Below are 21,600 nucleotides of genomic sequence, written 5' to 3'. Positions count from 1 at the left end.
ATAAAGCAGAGATTAGGATATTTAATATCCTAATCTCTGCTTGTTTTATTTAAAGCTTCTAAAACAGCTATAGCTGTTTTTTGATTAATTCCAAGGGCTTGAATTTCTTCGGAACTTGCGATTTTAATTTTCTGTAAGGATTTAAAGTGCTTCAATAATTTGCTGCGGGTCTTAGGTCCAACCCCATCGATTTCTTCTAAGATTGAAGCGAAGGTATTCTTAGAACGGACATTGCGGTGGTAAGAAATTGCATATCGGTGGACTTCTTCTTGGACTCTTTGAAGGAGGCGGAAAGCCTGACTTCGGGGATCTAAATATATGATTTTTTCACTATATCCATCTAAGAGGGCGGCGGTTTTATGGTGGTCATTTTTGACCATGCCAGCTACCGGGATAGCTAGACCTAATTCATTTTCAATCACATCGCGAGCAGCGCGGACTTGGACAATGCCCCCGTCCATAAGGATTAAATCAGGTAGGGGCTTTTCTTCTTTAAGTAAGCGGCTATAGCGGCGGCGGATAACTTCTTGGGTCGAAGCAAATTCATTGGCACCCTCCACAGTTTTAATTTTATATTTGCGGTAATTTTTCCGATCTTCCTTACCATGGGTGTAGACCACCATACCTGAGACCGCATTGGTTCCTTGAATATTCGAATGGTCAAAGGATTCAATATGTTCGGCTTGGGGAATATTAAGGGCATCTGCTAATTCTTGAACGGCTTGGACGGTTTTCTTGTGACTCATAGCATCCAATCGGAATTTTTCATCGAGGGCGATCTTAGCATTTTTCTCGCAAAGCTCTAAGATAGAATGTTTCTTACCTCGAAGTGGGGTTGAAACGGGCAGATCAAGGAAATCATGGAGGAGTTCATGGTCAACATCCGAAGGAACGAGAATGGCCTTGGGTTGGATTTGGGCTTGTTCCTTATAGAAACGGGCAATCAGGGAAGTAACTTCTTCCTCAGGATTACCATAAGAAGGCTCGATAATTGCCTTGCGTTTTAGTATAGATCCTTGACGTAACATGAAGACCTGAATAGATAACCAGGACTTGTCCATGACATAGGCGAAGACATCCATATTGTCATAGTCTTTATTCATGACGTTTTGTTGTTCGACTGTGGTTTCAATATAGCGGATTTGGTCGCGATAGTCAGCGGCTTGTTCAAATTCCATTTTTTCGGCGGCAGTTTCCATTTTCTCCTTTAAAGCTGTCTTAATTTCGGCGACATCCCCTTTGAAAAATCGTTTAATCTTATCAATTTGGCGGTCATAGACTTCTTGCGGGACTTCGTGGTCGCAGGGTCCAATACATTGGCCGAGGTGGTAATAGAAGCAAGCGCGTTTTTCATTGAGGCCACAGTGGCGTAATGGATAAGCCTTATATAAAACTTGTTGGGTCTGAGTTGCTGCATAAACATTCGGGAAGGGGCCAAAGTAGGTACCGCCATCATTTTTTACTGTATTAGTAATGATGAGTTGGGGGTCTTTTTCTTTGGTGATCTTTAGGTAGGGATACATGGTTCCCTCTTTAAGACGAATATTATATTGGGGTTTATATTTCTGGATTAAATTGATTTCCAAAATTAAGGCTTCTTTATTAGAATTGGTTACAATAAACTCAAAGTCACAAATTTCAGAAACTAACTTGGTTGTCTTGGTATCATGAGCGCCGCGGAAGTATGAGCGGACCCGATTTTTTAGGATTTTAGCCTTACCCACATAGATAATATGACCATTTTTGTCTTTCATAATGTAACAACCAGGTTCATTTGGTAAAATAGCTAATTTTTGTTCGATATGTTGGCGAATGTCATTCGTTTTTACATCGGTATTTTGCTTGTCTTGAGGATGAGTCATAGGTCCTCCTTAGGTTAGATTTTTTTTGGTGGGGATATTTTAAATGTTTGGGTTGCTTCGGATCGTATAAGCTTGTCCCTTTTTGGGCCGATAGATATTTTTCAACCACAAATTGGTGTTTTTGATTATAGTGACCATAAAGAGTGACCGGGTCTCCCTCCTGATGGTCCATTAGGAATTCCAGTCCATGTTTGGCTAAGAGGGCATTAATTTTTTCATTTTGCTTAGAAAGTACTTGGATATAAAGTAATTGGGCGTCTTTGGCTTGAATAAATTTACTTTTGACTAGTTGGCCCTTGATTTGAAGTTTATCTAACGCTGTCATCTTAACCCTCCTTTTATATTTCTATTATAGCAAATTTAGTCAAGCCAAAGCTTTAGTGTGCTCAAGATTAAAAAGTGTTTGATAGCCTCTACTCGCAAGTAGTATAAGTGTGATATAATTTAAGAAAATGATTAAACAGGAGGGTAATCTATGATAAATGTAGCAACAATTGGAACTTCCTGGATTACTGAACAATTTATTAAAGCATGTAAGTTAACTGATTTGTACCACTTAAAGGCAGTGTATTCACGGTCGGTCGATACGGCAAAGGATTTTGCTCAAGTTTACCAAGCGGATTATTATACGGACGCTTTAAATAATATTTTATTTGATCCAGAGGTTGATCTAGTCTATATTGCGAGTCCCAATGCTATGCATTTTAGCCAGGCCTTACGTGCCGTCAAAGCGGGCAAGCATGTGATTGTTGAAAAACCAATCGTGACTTCAATTGCTCAATGGCATGAACTCGAAGAGGCTGCTAATCGTAATGGCGTCTTTTTCTTTGAAGCAGCGGTCCACTATCAAAATCGAAACTACCGCCGCCTAAAAGAACTCGTTAAAGGAAAGCTCGATGAAATCAGCCAACCTTTTTTAGGGGCTAATTTTAATATTGGTCAATATTCCTCACGCTATGTTCAATACTTAGCGGCTATGGAAAAAGGCGAAAAAGGGCCCAATGTTTTTAATCCTGCTATGGCCGGGGGGGCCTTGATGGACCTAGGGGTATACCCGCTTTATGTAGCTATTGATTTATTTGGTCTACCTCAAAGTGTTCGTTATAATGCCCAAAAAGGTAAAAATGGGGTCGATTTATTTGGGACAATTCACCTCAAATATGCTGATTTTATGGTAAATATCTTTCTTTCTAAAGGAGTCCATTCCCAATTGACCTCTGAAATTTATGTGGATGATGAAACGATTGTGATTCATGGAATTACCCGGATTGATCGCGTTGACTTGATTGATGCTTCTGGTCAGGAAGCAACGTTAATTGCTTATACACCAGAAAATCCAATGTATGACGAATTGGTTAATTTTGCTGAAGTGATTAACCATCCTGATGATACACATTTATCCTATGTTTATGAAGACTGGAAGCAAACTTCTTTAGCAGTGACTCAAACCATGGAACTCTTAAGAAAATCAGCAAAATTACCAGAAATAGATGAATTTTAAAAGATAACTTTTTCTTAGTTGGATTAGGAACAAAAAAAGTAAAAAAAGGGAGCCGGACTTTGTCTAGCTCCCAATTTATGTAAATTAAACTGAACTGGGGACTAGGGTTTTTGTGACTGGTCCTGTTCTAACCGACAAAACTCTTGATGGTTGTGCTTTGATTGATTTTAATGCACAAAAAATTCGAGGGATGTGCATTGGTTCATCTCAATGCACAGAAAGTTTGAGAAGGGTGCTTTAATCAATTTCGATGCACAAAACACTTGTCGGTTGTACTTTGACTACTCCCAAAGCTTTCTTGACCACCAAACTTACACATACATGTCTGCCATGTATTGAATTTTAACAGGTAAAAATTTTCAGTTATAAAAAGAAATCCTATTTAAAACAAGTCAAACAATCTCCGCGTCCGCCGGGCCGGCAGTGGTGGCGGCCAAATTCAATCATGGCTTGGTGAGCATGGCCCCACTGGTCTGCTTCCAGCAGTTGACAAACCCGGTTTTCGATTTTCAATAATGAGGCACCTGGACTTACTAAACCATGATGGTAAGCAATCCGCTGAATATGACTATCGACCGCAAAGGCAGGAATGTTGAAGGCTTTTGATAAGACCAGGTTGGCAGATTTTCGGCCAATTCCGGCCAGTTTCATTAAATCATCCCGGGTGGCTGGAACTTGACCCTCAAATTGATCGACTAAAATTTGACCTGTCTGGTAAAGATATTTAGCTTTTTGATGGTAAAGACCAATTTGATTGATGTAAGCTTCAATCTCGGTAGGTTTTGATTGGGCTAGGTCAGCCGGAGTGGGGTAACGCGTGAACAAGGTAGGGGTGATTTTTGCTAGGGCTTGGTCGGAGGTGCGGGCACTCAGGATGAGGGCCACGACTAACTGAAAAGCATTCTCATAAATTAATTGGGGTTGAGCTTGGGGATAAAGTTTCATAATCTTTTGAAGAAAGTCATAAGCTGCTTTATCACTAAGAACCATAATGACCTTCCTTGGCTAGTTGACCCATTTGAACTAAAAATGGCTCAAAGGCTAGGGTATTGGCTTGTTGTCCTGGATGACTAAGCGAATAGTTGATGATGGTATCCATCAGCCGACTCGTTAGTCTAAGGGCTTGGTCAGGACCATATTGATTTTCGCTAAAACCAGTAATAAGGCTGGCGGCTAAGTCACCGGTACCATAGAGGGGTTGGGGATAATAGTTATGGAAGTAATATTTTCCTCTAGCCCTAGTTTGGTCGCGGTAATAAAAACCAATTTGACTGTGGTTTTGATTCAGTACACCGGTAATTACGACTTGTTGACAGCCCAGGTCTAGCAAAGCGTCACTCAGACTAAGTAGGTCGGATTCTGAGGGGCGTGCCTTAAAAGCCTGCTGGGTTAGGAGGCTAGCCTCGGTTAGGTTTGGAAAAATCATTTGGGCTTGCCCTACGAGCTTTCGCATTTTTTGGACAAAATTGTAGTCAAAGCTAGTATATAAATGGCCGCCATCACCCATGATGGGGTCTAAATAAAGTCGGTCAGCTAAGTCTTGGTGTTTGCTTAAGACCGTATCAATTTGATTTTCTTGGGCAAAATACCCAGTAAACATGGCTTCATAATGGAAATTTAGCTTTTTAATATGGTTCAGACTTAGTGCAAAGCTATCAGTTAAGGCTTGAATCACAGGTTGATAACCCATATGACTGGACAAAATCATAGTGGGTAATAAGGCCGTTTCTAATCCCATAGTCGTCAAGACAGGTAAATTAGTGTTAGCTGCAACCTTGCTTGCTCCTGGAATATCATTAATTAAGAGTAAACGTGACATAATTATCTCACTTTCTATTGAGAATCTGTTTCTATCTTAACTTACTATCGAAAATATTCAAGAAAATCATTTTTTCAATTCATAGGTCAGACATTCAATCCTATCTTATAGTATAATATAGTAAACTAATAAAGGAGGTCAGAAAAAATGCAAACAAAGCAAATAATCCCACTATTAAAAAAGTTAAGAGCAAAAAATAAACAAACATTTGCCCTGCAGGTCATTCTGGCCTTGCTAATTATCTTATATATTATTGGAATAATATTCTACCAAAACCACTATTTACCGAATACCTTTGCAGCGGGGGTTCCAATTGGCAATCGTGATCAACAAGAGGCCTTAACCGAAGTCAAGTCTAAACTAGGTCAAGAAGTGGTTGATTTTCAAGAAGGAGGCAAAGACTTAGGCTTTGTCCAATTAAATCAATTTGAGCTAGACTATCCAAATAGTTTTGATTGGCAGGAAGGTTTAGCGAAACAATGGGCGTGGGTCTGGCCAATTCAAATCCTAAAGGGAAATCGTCAACTTGAAGCGCAACCAAGTCTACTTGCTAACGACAGCCAAGTTGATCAGCTCATTCAAGGTTTAGGGATTGATAATAGCCAAAGAGAGGCTACCCAGAACGCCAGATTAACTGAAGCTGAGGATGGTAGTTTGCAAGTTATTGAAGAAAAATATGGAAATAATATCGACTCAGAGTCAATGCGACAAGCCATTGCCCAAGGTCTCAGTCAGGGATTAGACAAAATTGATTTAAAAACAGCTTATAAACAACCTAAGTATACCAAGGATGGCAAGGGTATCCAGGACTTACAAGCTGATTATCAAGCTAAAGAGGCGACACAGATTACCCTAGAGTTTAATCATGAATCGGTTACTATTCCACAAGACCAGATTAAAGCTTGGTTGCATCTGGATGATCAAGGCCAGGCCCAGGTGGACCAAGAAGCCATCAAAGATTATATTTATCAATTAAATGAAACTTATTCTTCCTTGTTTGGGAAACATGAATTTCAATCTACCTATCAAGGGCTAGTCACAGTTGAATCAGGCACCTTTGGTTGGTATATCGATCCAGACGCAGAGGCGCCTGTTATTGCCGAGAATATTCTAAAGGGTGGTTCTTACAAACGCGAGCCAGCCATTGCGGGTCAAGGCTACATGGCTGAGAATGAAATCGGTAATTCCTATGTTGAAGTGGACTTAAGCCATCAGATGATGTTAGTTTATCTAGAAGGGGCCTTAGTGCTAGAAACCCCTATCGTTTCAGGAAATATAGGCACCTTGACTGTGCCAGGCGCCTATCAGGTCTGGCAAAAATTAGAAAAGACCGATTTACGTGGTTATAATCCACGGACCGAAAAAGAATATGTACAACCGGTGGACTATTGGATTGCCTTTGATAATAATGGCCAAGGTATTCATGATGCCCAATGGCAATCGCAATTTGGAGGGAATGTTTATCAATCCTCAGGATCTTTAGGTTGTATTAATACGCCTTTATCCGCCATGCAGGAAGTCTTTCAAATTGTCTATGTGGGCATGCCTGTGATGATTTTTTAAAAAAATAAACACCTAACTTTGTTTTTAGCGATTAGTTTAATGACTAATCCATGAACACAGTTAGGTGTTTTTATTAAACGTTTGTAATACCATCATGAGGTTTTTCAATGACCCCATTCGAAATATTATAACGATGTAAGTAAGACTTAATTAAACGATTCAGGGTATGAATTTCTTCTTCATAGGTATAGATAGCAGACATGATGTGAATAATCCCATTGACATCTATTTGACTGGTATCTTCGATATCTAACTCAACCAGAGCTTGTTGGAAGAAGTGACTAATATAATTTTTGCGGTAATCACGGCTAGTCGTCATGAAATTAACTTGATCTACATAGATCCGGCCTTCAAATTTCATTAGAATCTGTTCATGGGCGGTTAAAAGGGTCTCAACCCGCTCACGAATTAATAGGCGAAGGTCTTGATCAAAATTTTTAAAAACATGGTCATATTGGTGAAAAGCATCCGTTAATTTGACAGCTTGTTCTGTGGCCAAGACCATATGCTTGTAAACAACATATTTACGGGCAATTACTTGACGGTTGGCTTTTCGGGGAATCATTTCGCCCCGGATAAGTTCGAATAAGGTTCGACTCTCTTTTAGTGACTTTCGGGCTTTGATTAAATCTTGGTTAAGAATGGTGAAGGAAATATTATTCCGTAATTCTGCCCGAATCAAGGTCAGAATTTCTGCTGTAGTGGTCGTTAAATTCTCGTAGAATTTCTCATCATAGTGAGGTGGATAAATTAGCCAGTTCACTGCAAATGAAACCACAACTCCAATCAAGGTATCAAAGACCCGGGTAAGGGCGGTAATATAATAAATATTTGAATCATTTACCATGACCGCAACCACTGTAATGACCGATAGGGTTAATACGTCAGCTAATTTGAGGTAATTTAAAATGGCAATCGTAATAATGGCTGCAATCCCAGTGGTGACGGGACCAGGCCCAATGGTATAGAGGGCAATGACCGCAACGACACCGCCGATAAAGTTAGCATTGAAGCGTTTGATTAGCATTTCGTATGATTTACGAACAGAAGGCATGGTTGTAGTAATGGCTGCAATCCCTGCAAAGACTCCTGTAGAATTGGGGAGTAGCAAGATGGACAGCATAATTGAGAGGCTAATGGCTAGTCCAGTTTTTAAGACGCGGGCTCCAATTTTCATAATAAGTTGTCTCCTATTTTTCTTATACCTTCATATTAGAGGATAGGCAGAAAATTTCAAGTAGAAGGATTTTTTTTGCAAAAAAAGAAAAGATCCTACTTTTATTAAATTAAAATTTAAAAAAGTGTTGACTTTTTAATCTATTAGGGTTTTAATGTATTTAATCTAATTTTAATTTTACAGGAGGTAATCTTATGAAAAAGTTTCTTAAAGCAGGACTTGCTGTCACTGCCTTAGCTTCTATGTTAGTATCAAGTCTCTCTCCCTTGGCCAGTCAATTGACTTATGCTCAGGCTGAGCAAGTCTTAAATATTTCTACTACTTCTGAACCACCAACCATTGATCCTGCGCTTGCTACGGACTCAACTTCTGGTGCAATTATTAAGAATGTTTTTGAAGGGTTAACCTCCATGAAAGATGGCGAACCACAACCAGCTGTAGCTGAGTCTTGGGAAGTCTCTGAAGATGGTAAGATGGTCACATTTAATTTACGTGAGAATGCAGTTTGGTCTAATGGTGATCCAGTGACTGCTAAAGATTTTGAATATGCTTGGAAAAGGGTCTTGAATCCTGAAACTGCTTCTGAATATGCATCCTTACTTTATGTGATTGAAGGAGCCGAAGCTTATAATAATGGCGAAGGTGAAGTTGATGCCGTTGGAATTAAAGCTGTGGACGACCAAACTTTAGAAGTTAAGTTAAATTCACCAGTAGCATACTTCCCAGAATTAGTCGCTCACTACACTTTCATGCCAGTCAACCAAAAAGCAGTTGAAGCAGGTGATGATTGGGCTGCTGAAGCGGGGGATGGTTATGTAGTCAATGGTCCTTTCGTCTTATCTGAGTGGAATCATAACTCTGATTATGTTTTAGCTAAAAATGAAAACTATTGGGACAAGGATAATGTCAGTCTCGAAACAGTGAATGTTCAAATGATTGAGTCTGAAGCAACAGCCAATGCCCAATACCAAGCCGGTGACTTAGATTATCTAGGTGCGCCATATAATACAGTATCTTTAGATTCGATTGAAACCTATAAGAATGATAAGAGTTTGAATATAAATCCTTATGCTGCCATCTATTGGTACAAGGTTAATACAACAGATGAAGTCATGTCTAATGTAAACATTCGTAAAGCACTCGCTTTAGCGATTGACCGTCAAGGTTTAATTGATAATGTTATTAAAGGTGAACAAACACCAGCTCTAGGTATTGTACCACCAACTATTGAAGGTTTTGAAGAAGATCGTGGTTACTTCAAAGATAATGATGTCGAAGCAGCGAAAGAATTCTTGGCAAAAGGTTTGGAAGAATTAGGTATGTCTGATCCTTCTGAATTAAGTATTGCCATTTCTATTAATACTTCCGAAGCTCACTCTGCCATTGCTCAATATATTCAAGAAGGTTGGGCTAAGAACTTAGGTATTCAAACTGAAATTAATAATGCCGAATGGCAAGTATACTTAGATCAAGTATCTAATATGGACTACCAAGTAGCCCGTCTAGGTTGGATTGCTGACTACAATGATGCTTCTTCCTTCTTAGATATGTATAAAACGGCAGCTGATGGTAACAATGATACCGGCTGGGAAAATCCAGAATATAAAGATTTAATGGATCAAGCTGCCAATGAACAAGATCCTGCTAAACGGACCGATTTAATGAAACAAGCTGAAGCAATTCTTGTTGATGAAATGCCAGTGATTCCACTTTACTACTACACTAACTTGTTCGTGAAGAAAGACAATGTTAAGAATATGGAACCAGATGCCTTAGGTAACGTAAATCTTAAAGACGTTGTCATCGAATAACCATACCCCTTCTGTATTAAGAGCTTGGGAATTCCCCCCAGGCTCTTTTCTATTGGGAGCGGGACTGGGCTTTTTTGCCCAGCCCCAATAGACCAGGCGAATGGAATGAACGTGGATCCCTAATAAGCCTGTCAGCGCTTCGCTCTGTCCTTTTATGCTTTAGCAATTAGGGACAGAGTGTCAGATTTGCCAAGCAAACGTGGTTTCTTATAAAGGTAATGGGACGTCAAAGGCAGTCCCACTACTGGGTGTTTTTAACGAATTATCTTTATTTTAAAACAAGTTTTTGTAAAATCACATTGACTTTAAATTTTTAATGAGTAAAATGAGAATATAATTAAAATTAATTGAGACTTTTAATATTTTTAGAGTTTCAGAAAGAAGGGGAAAAAGGTGTTCAAATATATCTTAAAACGGATTTTACAGATTATCGTTGCATTATTTTGTATCGTGTCCTTGACCTTTGCCTTGATGCGGATTGCACCTGGGAATCCATTCGCTAGTGAAAAAGCCATGCCACCTGCGATTGAAAAACAACTGAATGAAGCTTACGGTCTGAATGAACCTGTTTCAGTTCAATATGTTAATTATCTCAAAAAGGTTGCAACCTTTGATTTTGGTAAATCCATGAAATATAAAAATCGGTCCACCAATGATATGATTGCTGAAAGTTTCCCAGTTTCCTTAGCCTTAGGAGCTGAGTCCTTACTCCTAGCAGTGGGATTAGGGGTTTTATTGGGTGTCATCTCAGCTTCATACCATAATCAATTTGGTGACTATATGGCGACCATTATCGCCGTCCTGGGGATATCGGTGCCTTCCTTTATCTTAGCTGGGTTAATGCAATATGCATTTGGCTTGAAGTTGCACTGGTTTCCTATCTCTGGCTGGAAAGACTTCTCTTACTCAATTATGCCAGCCTTGGCTATTGGCTTAACCTATATGGGGAATGTAGCTAAATTAGTTCGGTCTTCCATGTTAGAACAAAACACTTCAGAATATGTAAAATTAGCCAAAGCCAAAGGCTTAACCAAGTGGAAAATTGTCGCTAAACATTCTTTAAGGAATGCCTTATTACCAGTCATTACCTACTTAGGCCCCTTATCAGCCGGGGTGATTACTGGTTCCTTTATCGTAGAAAAAATCTTTGCAATTCCTGGTTTAGGCAAGCACTTTGTAACTTCTATCGCTAACCGGGACTACACGGTTATTATGGGCACGACAGTTTTCTATTCGATCCTCTTATTATTTGCGGTACTGATTGTTGATATTATCTATGCCCTAGTTGATCCTCGGATAAAATTGGAAGGAGTTGACGATTAAGATGAGTCAAGAAGTATTAAATGCCCAAGACTTTGAAATTGTTGGGATTAAAGAAGACCAGATTGATGTCCTCAGTCCAAAAACTATCTCATTCTGGGGCCAAGTTGCTCGTACTTTTTTTAAAAATAAATTGGCTGTCTTTGGCTTATTAACTCTAATAGTCATTGCCTTAATGGCCATCTTTGTTCCATTATTGTCTCCTTATAGCTTCGCGGAACAAACAGGAAATTTTAATACACCACCAACTGCTAGTAACTGGTTTGGTACGGATAACCTGAGTCGTGATATATTTGTAAGGATTTGGGTTGGCGCGCGGATTTCCTTATTTATTGGTTTGGCTGCGGCCTTGATTGACCTAGTGATTGGGGCAAGTTGGGGAGCTATATCGGGAGTCCTTGGTGGTAGAGTTGACTCGATAATGATGCGGATTGCGGATATTTTAACGGCCATTCCTTACTTGCTTGTCGTTGTAATGCTCTTGGTGGTAATGGATAATGGGCTCTTACCAATGATCGTGGCTTTATCAATTACTGGCTGGGTACGGATGGCCCGGATTGTCCGCGGGGAAGTCTTATCGATTAAAAATCAGGAATACGTCCTCGCTGCCCGCACTTTAGGGGCAGATACCAAGCATTTAATCTTACGTCACTTATTACCCAATGCTATGGGTTCAATTATTGTAACCATGACCCTATCCATTCCATCTGCCATCTTTACTGAATCTTTCTTGTCTTATTTAGGTCTTGGTGTGACGCCACCCATGGCTTCATGGGGAACTATGGCTTCAGAAGGGAACGAAGCAATTATGACAGCGCCTTGGCGGTTATTCTTCCCAGCCCTTCTTATTTCATTAACGATTTTTGCCTTTAATGCGGTCGGGGATGGACTTCGTGATGCCCTCGATCCAAAATTGAGAAAGTAGGGAAGAATGATGACAGAACCTATTTTACAAGTAAAAAATTTAAAAATATCCTTTAAGACATTTGCCGGTCAAGTCCAGGCGGTGCGTGGGGTTGACTTCTCGCTAAATCCGGGTGAAACTTTGGCGATTGTAGGGGAATCTGGGTCAGGTAAGTCTGTGACCTCAAATGCGATTATGCGGCTGATTCCGCAACCACCCGGTCAATATGATGAGGGACAAATCCTCTTTAAAGGACGTGACCTTTTAGAATTATCTGAAAATGAAATGGCCCATGTACGGGGCAATGAAATTGCAATGATTTTCCAAGACCCTATGACGGCCTTAAATCCAACGATTAAGATTGGTAAACAAATCATGGAAGTCATCCTAATCCACGATAAGTCTGTGGGCAAGGCAAAAGCTAAGGAAAAAGTCTTAGAACTTTTGAAATTAGTTGGAATTTCCAACCCTGAAAAACGTTTCAACCAATACCCTCATGAATTTTCTGGGGGAATGCGGCAACGGGTAGTGATTGCCATTGCCTTGGCTGCTGAACCTGACCTGTTGATTGCTGACGAACCGACTACAGCCCTGGATGTGACCATCCAAGCTCAGATTTTAGAATTAATGAAGGAAATCCAAGCCCAAAAGGGTAACTCCATCATCTTTATTACTCACGACTTAGGGGTTGTAGCCAATGTGGCGGATAAGGTAGCGGTCATGTATGCGGGCCAAATCGTTGAATACGGGACTGCCCATGAAATCTTCTATAATCCTAAACACCCTTATACTTGGGGCTTATTGGGGTCTATGCCTGACTTGGATAATGACGGATCGGTTGAATTGTACACGATTCCTGGTGCCCCGCCTAACTTAATCAATCCACCCAAGGGGGATGCCTTTGCTGCTCGAAATCGTTTTGCTTTAGCAGTTGATTATGAAAAGGAACCACCTATGTTTGAGGTGAATGAAGACCATTTTGCTAAGACCTGGTTATTACATCCGGATGCCCCTAAAATTCAAGTGCCTGAAGTCATTCAAGCGCGGATTGATCGCTACTTAGCTGAAGGTCAGGAAGGAGTGATTGCTCATGGCAAATAAGTTGCTAGAAGTTAAACATTTAAAACAATATTTCGGCAATTCTTCTGCTCCGGTTAAAGCGGTGGATGATATTTCATTTGATGTTCATGAAGGGGAAGTCTTAGGTTTGGTTGGTGAATCAGGCTGTGGCAAGTCAACCACGGGTCGGTCAATAATTGGACTTTATGAAATCACGGATGGAGAAATAGTTTTTGACGGTAAGACGGTCTCTAATAATCTATCTAAGTCTGATAAGAAAGCCTATGCCAAGGACATGCAAATGATTTTCCAGGATCCATATGCTTCTTTAAATCCCAGGATGACCGCCCAAGAAATTATTTCTGAAGGCTTTGACATTCATGGTTTATATCCAAAAAAGAAAGACCGCCAAGAACGGGTCGGTCAATTACTTGAAGCGGTCGGCTTGAGCCGTGAGCATGCCGGCCGTTATGCCCATGAATTTTCGGGTGGGCAACGGCAACGGATTGGGATTGCGCGTGCCCTGGCTTTAAATCCAAAATTTATCATTGCGGATGAACCTATTTCAGCCTTGGATGTGTCAATTCAAGCTCAAGTGGTCAACCTCTTGAAAAAACTCCAAAAAGAACGGCATTTGACCTATTTGTTTATTGCTCATGACTTATCCATGGTGAAGTACATTTCCGACCGGATTATTGTGATGTATGCTGGTAAATTAGTTGAAGTCGGTCTAGCCCATGATATTTACCGCCATCCCGTTCATCCTTATACTAAGTCGCTTCTGTCTGCGGTACCACAACCTGACCCGATTTCTGAGTCTAAACGGCGTCGGATTGTTTATGAACATCCGCAAATTGACGGAGACCTTGAAAAGATTGAAGTAGGTGACCAACATTTTGTCTTTGGATCTGCTAGCCAAGTGGCGGCTTGGAAAGCCGAAGCAGGTCTATAAATAGAACAGAAAAATTGATTCCTTTTATGGAGAGCGGGACAGTCTAAGCAAAATTAACAAGCTTAGCTGGTGGACCTGCTCTCTTTTTTATCTTGTAAAGGAAGAATCAGGATTGCAAAAAACGAGATGTAAGAGTAATATTAACTATTAAGGAGAGGAGGGATACTGTGACCCAAGCGAAGACCCAAGAAAAAGTTCAAGAAATTGTTAAAGATTTAAAAAGTAAGTATCCCAAATTTCGTATAACCGAGCCACGCAAAGCTATTTTGACCTATATGATCGATACGGATCGTCATCCAACCGCGGAAGAAATCTACCAATACTTAAAACAAGATTTTAAGTCAATCTCTCTAGCTACCATTTATAATAGTTTGCATTTTTTGGTGGAGGCGGGCTATTTATATGAACTTACCCAAGCCGGGTCTGGGACCCGCTATGATTTTGTGGGCGACCGTCATTATCATATGATTTGTAAACGGTGTGGTCGGGTGGATGATTTTTATTATCACGACATTCATGTTATCAACCAAGCAGCCATGGCTCAAACGGGATATCAAATTCAACAAACAAAAATAGAATTATATGGTTTGTGTCCCCAGTGTCAGCAAGACCTAGCTGCACAAGAAAGAGATGCCTAGATATTAAGCGTGGATTTTCTTTAAGCAATAAAAATTATGCCCTAGTCAAATTGGAATTTGGCTAGGGCATAATTTTTTGTGAAGTTTTTTAAGAAAATAGATTGGGCTTGAAGGAACCTACAAGTTTATAGATGTTGACATCCAGAAAGAGGATGATGGTAGCTTGCCACCAGAAAAGATAAATTTTTCTGTCATTCAAGAAAAAAAGTAGATGACAAGATTAATCTATTTTGTTTCATGGTTTGCCAATTCAATAATGGTATTGTGTTTCAAGAAAGACCAATAATATAATAATATGTTTTTGGAACGGAGTTTAGCCTTAAAGGCTTGCTAGAGATCAGCTAGTTTGATTATTATCATTTATACATCTCTTCTTTCTAGTTTTAGGAGATTATATTAAAAGAAACCAGCTTGATTGAGAATGGTAAAAGCTAAGTAAGCTAAGCCAATAAAAATAGGGAGGGTCTGCAACCAAGTCAAGTCTTTTTGATTTACTTTTAAGATGAAATGCAAAGGCAAAATAAAGATGAGGAGGCTGAGCCAAATCATCAGAAAATAGATAAGATAAAAGATTGAATATACTCCAGCTCCTGAAGGTTCTATCACAATTAGAAAGATACAGAAAACTAGGACTAACAAGAGTAAAATAAGACCTATCCGGCTCCAATAAAATAGTAAACTGTGTCTTTTCATAGGCTAGCTCCTTATGTATAAAATTAAGCAGTCAGAGGGACGATTTATTCTAGAAAGATCTATTTTCACTTAAAAATTAGACATAGAAAGATGGACAAGGGTAGTGATAGTGAAAGTTGTCACTAAGGTGAGGCAGGCTGGAAAGAGAGTTAATTTTTTATCTTGATTATTCAGGTAAAGGTAGAGAGGGATGACGAGTATAAGTTGAGTAAACCAAACTACAACATAATAAAAGAGGAAAATAAAAAAGAAGGGACCAAAGCCTGTGGTATCCAATAAAACAATTATGAAGCAAAGAGTAGCAATGAGTCCAGCTACCACCAAACCAAGTCTGATCCAAAAGTAAATTAAACTATGTTTTTTTTATTTTCATTTTCCATGAGATCATCTCCTTTTTTGTCTAGAAAATATAGTAGCAATAAAAGCAAATATCTTAATTAGATTAGATGACATGGTTAGTTTATCAAAATTTATAAATGTTTTGAAGTTATATTATTGTAATTTTATTTATTATGAACTATTAGTTGACTAAAAGAGATGTTAATGCTTATATTGTGCTTTTAAATTAATTTAGAATAGTTATTATTTTCATTAAAAAGCCCAAATTAAGCAAGTTTGAAGGTAAAGATCCCTTAGCTTGATTTGAGCTTTTTATATTTTATTATATTGTACTAATTAAAGCCACGTATTTGATAATACAAGAGAGTTAGGGCACTTGTTCCAGCCAGAGCGAGCCCAGCTTGCCACCAAGTGAGTTTGACCTTGCGACGGTCAAAGTAGATTTGTAGAGGTATGAGAGGCACAATTTGGTTAATCTACACAAAGCCATAAAGGAAGATTGACAAAACAAAATTTTCAGCTGCTTGGGTGGATTTATCTGGAAACATGAAACTGAAATAAGTAATTAAGCCAATTAACCCCATTAAACCATAGCAAAGCCAATAGAATTAAGAAGCAATTTCTTCTTACGAATCACAGGCAAAGAAAATTGATGCTTAGTAAACCTTGGAAGAAAAGTTTTTATTCCTTCTAACTCTCAAAAGGAGGTTGGAAGTTTTTTTCGGTTTCTTTTGAAAGTTCCCTAAAATCTTTTGTAGAATTTGTCTTTCTACTATGTAGCCTTGGGAGATGAACAAATCTGCCCCTTTTAGAAAAAATATTTTTCCTTCCATCCATAAGCGAAGAAATGAGTATAAGCGAACCCCTAAAAATAAAAAATCTCCTGTAGCTACAGAAGGTAGCCTTAGGAGATAGTAAAAACTATGATTATACGTTATAATAACGCTATATTATTGAAATATTTACGCAAGGAGATGCATCATGAGATTTCCAGATGAAATTAAAAGAATTAGACAACGATGCTTTCTGACACAGCAAGATTTTGCCAAAGAGGTACAGGTGGCATTTTCTACTGTGAATAGATGGGAAGGTGGCAAAGCAAAGCCTAACCTTAATGCTATGAAAAATATAAAAGAGTTCTGCCTAGAACATGGTGTTGATTATTCAGATGTAGAAGAGGCATGGCTTGATTTTGACGTGGAGGGAAAAAGATAATGCCTATTGATAATAAAAAAGAACAGGAACGTGATGAACTTCACAGAGCAATATGGTCAATCGCAGATGAACTTCGTGGTGCTGTAGATGGATGGGATTTCAAAAACTATATACTTGGTACTATGTTCTATAGATATATTTCTGAAAATATTGCTAACTACATCAATACAGGAGAAAGTGAAGCAGGCAATGTTGATTTTGATTTTGAACAGATGTCTGATGAGATGGCTGAAGAGGCAAGAGAAGGCCTTGTACAAGAAAAAGGCTTTTTCATTCTTTCCTCTGAACTCTTTTGTAATGTAAGGGCAAAAGCCAAGGATAATGAAAATCTTAATGAAACACTTGAAAGGCATTCCGTCATATAGAGGAATCTGCAAAAGGCAGTGAATCAGAATCCGACTTTGTGGGTCTATAAAGATTTAATAATATGTTATAATAATAAAGAAAATATTTACAAAAAGCCATATTGAATGCGAGGGAAAAGATGGGATTTTCATATGACAAGTTATGGAAAAAATTGATAGACAATAAAATGAATAAAACTGATCTACAAAAATGTGTAGGTATAACATCAAGGACAATAGCAAAAATGGGAAAAAATGAGAATGTTAATATGGGTACATTAGGAAAGCTATGTGATTATTTCCAATGTGATATAAGCGATATATTAGAATATAAAATATGCGAAAATTTAAGAAAAAATTTGAGAGGTTAAAAAGACTATGGCAGTGAAAAAATCAGAATTATACTCCCTATTATGGGAAGCAGCTAACAAGCTTAGAGGTGGTGTAGAGCCATCAAGGTATAAAGATTATGTATTATTGTTATTATTTTTTAAATATGTTTCAGATCGATACCAGGATCAAAAATATGGAGAATTTGAAATTGCAGAAGGGGCTTCTTTTGAAGACCTCATCTTGGCAAAAGGTAAACCAGATGTAGGTGAACGTGTAGATAAGATTATTCAAAAATTTTTGGAAACAAATAATCTTAAGGGAGCTCTTCCAGATGTTTCCTTTAATAATCCAGATGAACTTGGTAAGGGAAAAGAACTTGTTGATAAAGTTTCAGGCCTTATAGCCATATTTCAAAATCCAGCGATAGATTTTAAGAAAAATAGAGCAAGTGGAGATGACATCATAGGAGATGCTTATGAGTATTTCATGATGAAATTTGCTCAAGAATCGGGGAAAAGCAAGGGTCAATTCTATACCCCAAGCGAAGTATCAAGAGTAATATCAAGACTTATAGGAATTGGAGAGATTAAAAGTACACCAGATAAGAAATGGACTTTACATGATCCCGCTGCTGGTAGTGGAAGTTTATTAATCAGGGCTGCAGATGAAGCGCCAGTTGATAACAATGGAGATTCTATTGTAACGATATATGGACAAGAAAAATATTCGGATACAGCTGGTCTTGCTAAAATGAATTTTATTCTCCATAACAAAGGAACAGGTGAAATCCATAGCGATAATACTCTAGCTATGCCATATTACACGGATGATTTTGGTGAACTAAGAAAATTTGACTTTATAGTTATGAACCCACCATTTTCCGATAAAGATTGGTCAGATGGTATAAAAGTAGATGGAGACGTCTACCATAGATTCGATGGATATGGGATACCACCAGAAAAAAATGGAGATTATGCTTGGTTTTTGCATGTCTTAAAAGCCTTAAATGAAAATGGGAAAGCTGGAATTATCTTACCTCATGGAGTTTTATTTAGAGGAAACGCTGAAGAAACTATTAGAAAAGAAATTTTAAAAAGAAAATATATTAAAGGAATTGTAGGCCTTCCATCAAACCTATTCTATGGAACTGGAATACCAGCCTGTATCATAATAATTGATAAAGAAAATGCTGATAAAAGAGATGGTCTCTTTATGATTGATGCAAGTGATGGATATAAAAAAGTTGGGGATAAGAATAGATTAAGAGAACAAGATATCGAAAAAATTGTTCAAGTTTTTATAAATAAGATAGAAATAAAAGGATACTCACGCTTTATCACTTATAAAGAAATCATAGAAGAGCATGAAGGTAACTTAAATGTTCCAAGATATATTAGTAAAATTAACAAAACTTTACCTCAAAATATAAGTGCGCACCTTAATGGTGGTATACCTATCGGAGATATAGATTCTGTTACAAAACTTTGGAATATTTCAAATGAGCTAAAAAAAGAAATATTCATAAAAAGGGATAACTCTAGTGTTTATGATTTAAAGGTTGATTCTGATAAAATAGAGAATCTTATTTTTGATGATGAAAAAATAAAAGAAGAAATAACCAGGGAAACAGAAGAGCTATTTAATTTATGGAAAAATGAGATAGAAGGTAAACTTAAAGATATTGATAAAGAAACAGTTCCGAAAGTTTTTATAAGAGAATTAGGATTTTCTATTCTTAAGGCTTATGAAGAGGCTAAGTTATTAGATAATTACGAAGTTTATGATTTCCTCTTAAATTATTGGAACGAGAAACTTCAGGATGATATTTATATAATAAAAGCATCAGGATATGAAGCTGGTCAAGAAATCGAAAAGGAATATGGAAAAAAGAAAGTCAAAGACGAACAAGGTGTTGAGATAGAAGTAGACGATAAAAACAAATTTAAATCCTTTGATGGGCTTTTGATTCCAAGAACAATAATAGAAAAAGAATATTTCAAAGATAAACTAGATAAAATAGAAATCTTGAATCTAGAAATTTCAAAATTAGATGAAAAAATGAATGAGATTTTTGAAGAGAATACTGGAGATGAGGGTCTACTAGTCGAAGCCCTTAATGATAAAGGTGATTCGGTAACAAAAACAAATCTTAATAATAGATTAAAAGAATTGGAAGAAAAAAAACAGTCTAAAGATATAGATGATTTGAAGAAATTATTGGAATTATTAGAGAACGAGCACAACTCTAATATTGAAAAACAAGAAAGATTAATATCAACAAAAGAACAACTATCTGATTTAGATATAAGGAATAAAGATGGTAGAATAGGTGTTGGTAAAATAAAAAAAGTTTTAAAAAATTCTAACTCTTTAGTAAGAGAAACTTTAGAAGAATTGTTAGAATTGGTTCAGTCTAATAACCAAACTAAGGGTAATATATTTTATGAAAAAAACCGTAATTTAGAAAAATTTGATCTGAAGAATGATAAAGGTAAATTTGTAACAAACAAAATAAAGTCAGCTTTGAAAGAGGCCAAAACACTTGCAGAAGTACCTAGCATATTTAGAGAGGAATATGAAGTTTTAATTTTTTATAAAAGCATGATGGATGAAAAAGAAGATAAGAACAATGTTCTAAAAGAAAGTATAAAAGAACTAAATAAAAAGATATTAAAAAAATATAGTCAACTTTCTATAAACGAAATACAAGGTTTGTTGTTTGAAAAAAAATGGATATCAAGAATAAGGAAGGATATTAATGAAGCGATAGCCCAAGAGATAAATAACTTAGCATCAAGACTTGTGGATATATCAAAAAAATATGAAAATACCTTACCAGAGCTTGAAGAAGAAGCGGATAAGTCAAAAGCTGAAGTGAAAAAAGCCTTAGAAAGGATGGGATACTCATGGTAGACTATCCGAAGGAATGGGAAGAGATTAAACTTGTGGACATACCCATTCAAATAAAAAAGGGTGACTTAATTACAAAAAAAGAAATAGCTAATGGAAAAATTCCTGTAATTGCTGGTGGTAAATCACCTGCATATTATTGCAATAGATATAATCGAGAAGGGACTACTATTACAGTTAGTGCATCTGGAGCAAATGCTGGTTATGTAAACTTATTTTATGGTCAAATATTTGCGTCGGATTGCTCAACTATTGAAGAAGATCGCGGTTATTGCATAGAATATATCTATTATTTAATGACCAAAGAACAAGAAAATATCTATAAATTACAAACTGGAGGAGCTCAGCCTCATGTTCATCCTAAAGATATTGAAAAATTAGAAATAATTTATAGCAGAAATATTGAAGAACAAAAAGCCATTGCGGAAACTCTTATGGCTTTTGATAGGCACATTGAAAATCTTGAAAGTCTTATTGAAAAGAAAAAAATGATTCGTGATGGTGCGGTTGAAGATTTGATGACAGGAAAGACAAGGCTTGATGGTTTTGAAGATGAGTGGGAAGAAGTAGGATTCAATGATGTAATTGTTCCAAAAGCTAGAATAGGGTGGCAAGGTCTAAAAAAAGATGAATATTTACAATCTGGATATTCTTATTTAATTAGCGGTACTGATTTCAATCAAGGGACTATATCTTTTAGTAAGATTAGCTATGTAACAAAAGAAAGATATGACTTAGATATAAATATTCAAGTAAATAGTGGAGACGTTTTAGTAACTAAAGATGGAACCATCGGAAAGGTTGCAATTGTTCCAAGGATAGATAGAAAAGCGACATTAAATAGTGGTGTTTTCGTATTTAAAACAAATAAAAAGCTGACAAGAAATTTTTTATATTGGATATTAAGATCTTCAATATTTGCAAAATTTATAGACGATTTGTCAGCTGGTTCGACAATAAAACACTTATACCAGAAAGATTTGAAGAAATTTTCTTTTTATATCCCTAAAGATATGAGTGAACAAAAAGCTATATCATCTATTTTAAAGTCGTTAGACGATGATTTACAAAATTTAGAAAAAGAAAAAGCAAAGGTTGAGAAAATAAAGGCTGGAGCTATGGACGATTTACTAACTGGCAGAGTTAGGCTTATCTAGGAG

Annotated in this window: 19 protein-coding genes; 13 read left to right on the top strand and 6 right to left on the bottom strand. The window is 37.3% G+C overall.

The window, feature by feature from the left end:
- Nucleotides 1–29 precede the first annotated feature (29 nt).
- Both uvrC and G396_RS09915 read right to left on the bottom strand, forming a co-directional pair.
- On the bottom strand, nucleotides 30–1,862 hold the full coding sequence (gene uvrC, locus G396_RS0102200) for an excinuclease ABC subunit UvrC (RefSeq protein WP_028124910.1): 1,833 nt from the start codon (nucleotides 1,860–1,862) through the stop codon (nucleotides 30–32).
- Nucleotides 1,816–2,187: a hypothetical protein gene (locus tag G396_RS09915; RefSeq protein ID WP_006418299.1), complete on the bottom strand. Its 372-nt coding sequence runs from the start codon at nucleotides 2,185–2,187 to the stop codon at nucleotides 1,816–1,818. Before G396_RS09915 ends, uvrC begins: the two co-directional genes overlap by 47 nt.
- Before the next feature lie 150 nt (nucleotides 2,188–2,337).
- On the opposite strand from G396_RS09915, the gene G396_RS0102190 reads away from it, so the two are divergent.
- On the top strand, nucleotides 2,338–3,363 hold the full coding sequence (locus G396_RS0102190) for a Gfo/Idh/MocA family protein (RefSeq protein WP_028124909.1): 1,026 nt from the start codon (nucleotides 2,338–2,340) through the stop codon (nucleotides 3,361–3,363).
- Nucleotides 3,364–3,741: 378 nt separating this feature from the next.
- Here G396_RS0102190 and G396_RS09910 read toward each other — a convergent pair whose 3' ends face one another.
- Nucleotides 3,742–4,353 carry an endonuclease III domain-containing protein gene (locus G396_RS09910; protein WP_034907422.1) on the bottom strand — a complete coding sequence of 204 codons (612 nt, stop codon included), beginning with the start codon at nucleotides 4,351–4,353 and terminating at the stop codon, nucleotides 3,742–3,744.
- Nucleotides 4,343–5,182 carry a bifunctional hydroxymethylpyrimidine kinase/phosphomethylpyrimidine kinase gene (locus G396_RS0102180; protein ID WP_028124908.1) on the bottom strand — a complete coding sequence of 280 codons (840 nt, stop codon included), beginning with the start codon at nucleotides 5,180–5,182 and terminating at the stop codon, nucleotides 4,343–4,345. Before G396_RS0102180 ends, G396_RS09910 begins: the two co-directional genes overlap by 11 nt.
- 147 nt (nucleotides 5,183–5,329) lie before the next feature.
- Between G396_RS0102180 and G396_RS0102175 the strand changes: the two genes are divergently transcribed.
- The gene (locus G396_RS0102175; protein ID WP_028124907.1) at nucleotides 5,330–6,745 is read left to right on the top strand and encodes a L,D-transpeptidase family protein; all 1,416 of its coding nucleotides are present in this window, start codon (nucleotides 5,330–5,332) and stop codon (nucleotides 6,743–6,745) included.
- Nucleotides 6,746–6,818: 73 nt separating this feature from the next.
- On the opposite strand, the gene G396_RS09905 is transcribed toward G396_RS0102175, so the two are convergent.
- Nucleotides 6,819–7,922: an FUSC family protein gene (locus G396_RS09905; protein ID WP_051221062.1), complete on the bottom strand. Its 1,104-nt coding sequence runs from the start codon at nucleotides 7,920–7,922 to the stop codon at nucleotides 6,819–6,821.
- A gap of 194 nt (nucleotides 7,923–8,116) precedes the next feature.
- Here G396_RS09905 and G396_RS0102165 point away from each other — a divergent pair, with 194 nt between their 5' ends.
- The 6 genes from G396_RS0102165 to G396_RS0102140 all read left to right on the top strand — a co-directional run bounded on the left by G396_RS0102165 (nucleotide 8,117) and on the right by G396_RS0102140 (nucleotide 14,606).
- Nucleotides 8,117–9,733, top strand: coding sequence for a peptide ABC transporter substrate-binding protein (locus G396_RS0102165; protein ID WP_028124906.1), 1,617 nt, complete (start codon nucleotides 8,117–8,119; stop codon nucleotides 9,731–9,733).
- 393 nt (nucleotides 9,734–10,126) lie between these two features.
- Nucleotides 10,127–11,056, top strand: a complete 930-nt coding sequence (locus tag G396_RS0102160; RefSeq protein WP_006418419.1) for an ABC transporter permease — start codon at nucleotides 10,127–10,129, stop codon at nucleotides 11,054–11,056.
- Nucleotide 11,057: 1 nt separating this feature from the next.
- Nucleotides 11,058–11,978, top strand: a complete 921-nt coding sequence (locus G396_RS0102155) for an ABC transporter permease (RefSeq protein ID WP_028124905.1) — start codon at nucleotides 11,058–11,060, stop codon at nucleotides 11,976–11,978.
- 6 nt (nucleotides 11,979–11,984) lie between these two features.
- Entirely contained in the window at nucleotides 11,985–13,058 is a 1,074-nt protein-coding gene (locus tag G396_RS0102150; protein ID WP_248623896.1) for an ABC transporter ATP-binding protein, read from the top strand.
- Nucleotides 13,048–13,968: an ABC transporter ATP-binding protein gene (locus tag G396_RS0102145; protein ID WP_028124903.1), complete on the top strand. Its 921-nt coding sequence runs from the start codon at nucleotides 13,048–13,050 to the stop codon at nucleotides 13,966–13,968. Before G396_RS0102150 ends, G396_RS0102145 begins: the two co-directional genes overlap by 11 nt.
- A 167-nt stretch (nucleotides 13,969–14,135) precedes the next feature.
- Nucleotides 14,136–14,606, top strand: a complete 471-nt coding sequence (locus G396_RS0102140; protein WP_028124902.1) for a Fur family transcriptional regulator — start codon at nucleotides 14,136–14,138, stop codon at nucleotides 14,604–14,606.
- Nucleotides 14,607–15,002: 396 nt separating this feature from the next.
- On the opposite strand, the gene G396_RS0102135 is transcribed toward G396_RS0102140, so the two are convergent.
- On the bottom strand, nucleotides 15,003–15,299 hold the full coding sequence (locus tag G396_RS0102135) for a hypothetical protein (protein WP_028124901.1): 297 nt from the start codon (nucleotides 15,297–15,299) through the stop codon (nucleotides 15,003–15,005).
- 1,320 nt (nucleotides 15,300–16,619) lie between these two features.
- Here G396_RS0102135 and G396_RS0102120 point away from each other — a divergent pair.
- The 5 genes from G396_RS0102120 to G396_RS09900 all read left to right on the top strand — a co-directional run bounded on the left by G396_RS0102120 (nucleotide 16,620) and on the right by G396_RS09900 (nucleotide 21,597).
- A complete protein-coding gene (locus tag G396_RS0102120) occupies nucleotides 16,620–16,853 on the top strand; it encodes a helix-turn-helix domain-containing protein (RefSeq protein ID WP_028124900.1) in 234 nt (77 codons plus the stop codon).
- The gene (locus G396_RS0102115; RefSeq protein ID WP_028124899.1) at nucleotides 16,853–17,218 is read left to right on the top strand and encodes a type I restriction-modification system subunit M N-terminal domain-containing protein; all 366 of its coding nucleotides are present in this window, start codon (nucleotides 16,853–16,855) and stop codon (nucleotides 17,216–17,218) included. Before G396_RS0102120 ends, G396_RS0102115 begins: the two co-directional genes overlap by 1 nt.
- 119 nt (nucleotides 17,219–17,337) lie before the next feature.
- Nucleotides 17,338–17,568, top strand: a complete 231-nt coding sequence (locus tag G396_RS0102110) for a helix-turn-helix domain-containing protein (protein ID WP_028124898.1) — start codon at nucleotides 17,338–17,340, stop codon at nucleotides 17,566–17,568.
- Between the two features lie 7 nt (nucleotides 17,569–17,575).
- Nucleotides 17,576–20,443, top strand: coding sequence for an N-6 DNA methylase (locus G396_RS0102105; protein ID WP_028124897.1), 2,868 nt, complete (start codon nucleotides 17,576–17,578; stop codon nucleotides 20,441–20,443).
- Entirely contained in the window at nucleotides 20,437–21,597 is a 1,161-nt protein-coding gene (locus G396_RS09900) for a restriction endonuclease subunit S (protein WP_051221060.1), read from the top strand. Before G396_RS0102105 ends, G396_RS09900 begins: the two co-directional genes overlap by 7 nt.
- Nucleotides 21,598–21,600: the final 3 nt, after the last annotated feature.

The sequence above is a fragment of the Eremococcus coleocola DSM 15696 genome (assembly GCF_000428865.1).
GTDB classification, from domain to species: Bacteria; Bacillota; Bacilli; order Lactobacillales; family Aerococcaceae; genus Eremococcus; species Eremococcus coleocola.
The sequence above is the reverse complement of the archived record's forward strand: the minus strand, read 5'-3'. Positions and strand labels throughout refer to the sequence as shown.

Bases quoted from the DNA above. Each gene is read 5' to 3' on its own strand.
- G396_RS09915 (WP_006418299.1), bottom strand. From the start codon at position 2,187: ATGACAGCGTTAGATAAACTTCAAATCAAGGGCCAACTAGTCAAAAGT.
- G396_RS0102175 (WP_028124907.1), top strand. From the start codon at position 5,330: ATGCAAACAAAGCAAATAATCCCACTATTAAAAAAGTTAAGAGCAAAA.
- G396_RS0102105 (WP_028124897.1), top strand. From the start codon at position 17,576: ATGGCAGTGAAAAAATCAGAATTATACTCCCTATTATGGGAAGCAGCT.
- G396_RS0102155 (WP_028124905.1), top strand. From the start codon at position 11,058: ATGAGTCAAGAAGTATTAAATGCCCAAGACTTTGAAATTGTTGGGATT.
- G396_RS0102110 (WP_028124898.1), top strand. From the start codon at position 17,338: ATGGGATTTTCATATGACAAGTTATGGAAAAAATTGATAGACAATAAA.
- G396_RS0102135 (WP_028124901.1), bottom strand. From the start codon at position 15,299: ATGAAAAGACACAGTTTACTATTTTATTGGAGCCGGATAGGTCTTATT.
- G396_RS0102190 (WP_028124909.1), top strand. From the start codon at position 2,338: ATGATAAATGTAGCAACAATTGGAACTTCCTGGATTACTGAACAATTT.
- G396_RS0102145 (WP_028124903.1), top strand. From the start codon at position 13,048: ATGGCAAATAAGTTGCTAGAAGTTAAACATTTAAAACAATATTTCGGC.
- G396_RS0102165 (WP_028124906.1), top strand. From the start codon at position 8,117: ATGAAAAAGTTTCTTAAAGCAGGACTTGCTGTCACTGCCTTAGCTTCT.
- G396_RS0102120 (WP_028124900.1), top strand. From the start codon at position 16,620: ATGAGATTTCCAGATGAAATTAAAAGAATTAGACAACGATGCTTTCTG.
- G396_RS0102150 (WP_248623896.1), top strand. From the start codon at position 11,985: ATGATGACAGAACCTATTTTACAAGTAAAAAATTTAAAAATATCCTTT.
- G396_RS0102180 (WP_028124908.1), bottom strand. From the start codon at position 5,182: ATGTCACGTTTACTCTTAATTAATGATATTCCAGGAGCAAGCAAGGTT.
- uvrC (WP_028124910.1), bottom strand. From the start codon at position 1,862: ATGACTCATCCTCAAGACAAGCAAAATACCGATGTAAAAACGAATGAC.
- G396_RS09905 (WP_051221062.1), bottom strand. From the start codon at position 7,922: ATGAAAATTGGAGCCCGCGTCTTAAAAACTGGACTAGCCATTAGCCTC.
- G396_RS0102115 (WP_028124899.1), top strand. From the start codon at position 16,853: ATGCCTATTGATAATAAAAAAGAACAGGAACGTGATGAACTTCACAGA.
- G396_RS09900 (WP_051221060.1), top strand. From the start codon at position 20,437: ATGGTAGACTATCCGAAGGAATGGGAAGAGATTAAACTTGTGGACATA.
- G396_RS09910 (WP_034907422.1), bottom strand. From the start codon at position 4,353: ATGGTTCTTAGTGATAAAGCAGCTTATGACTTTCTTCAAAAGATTATG.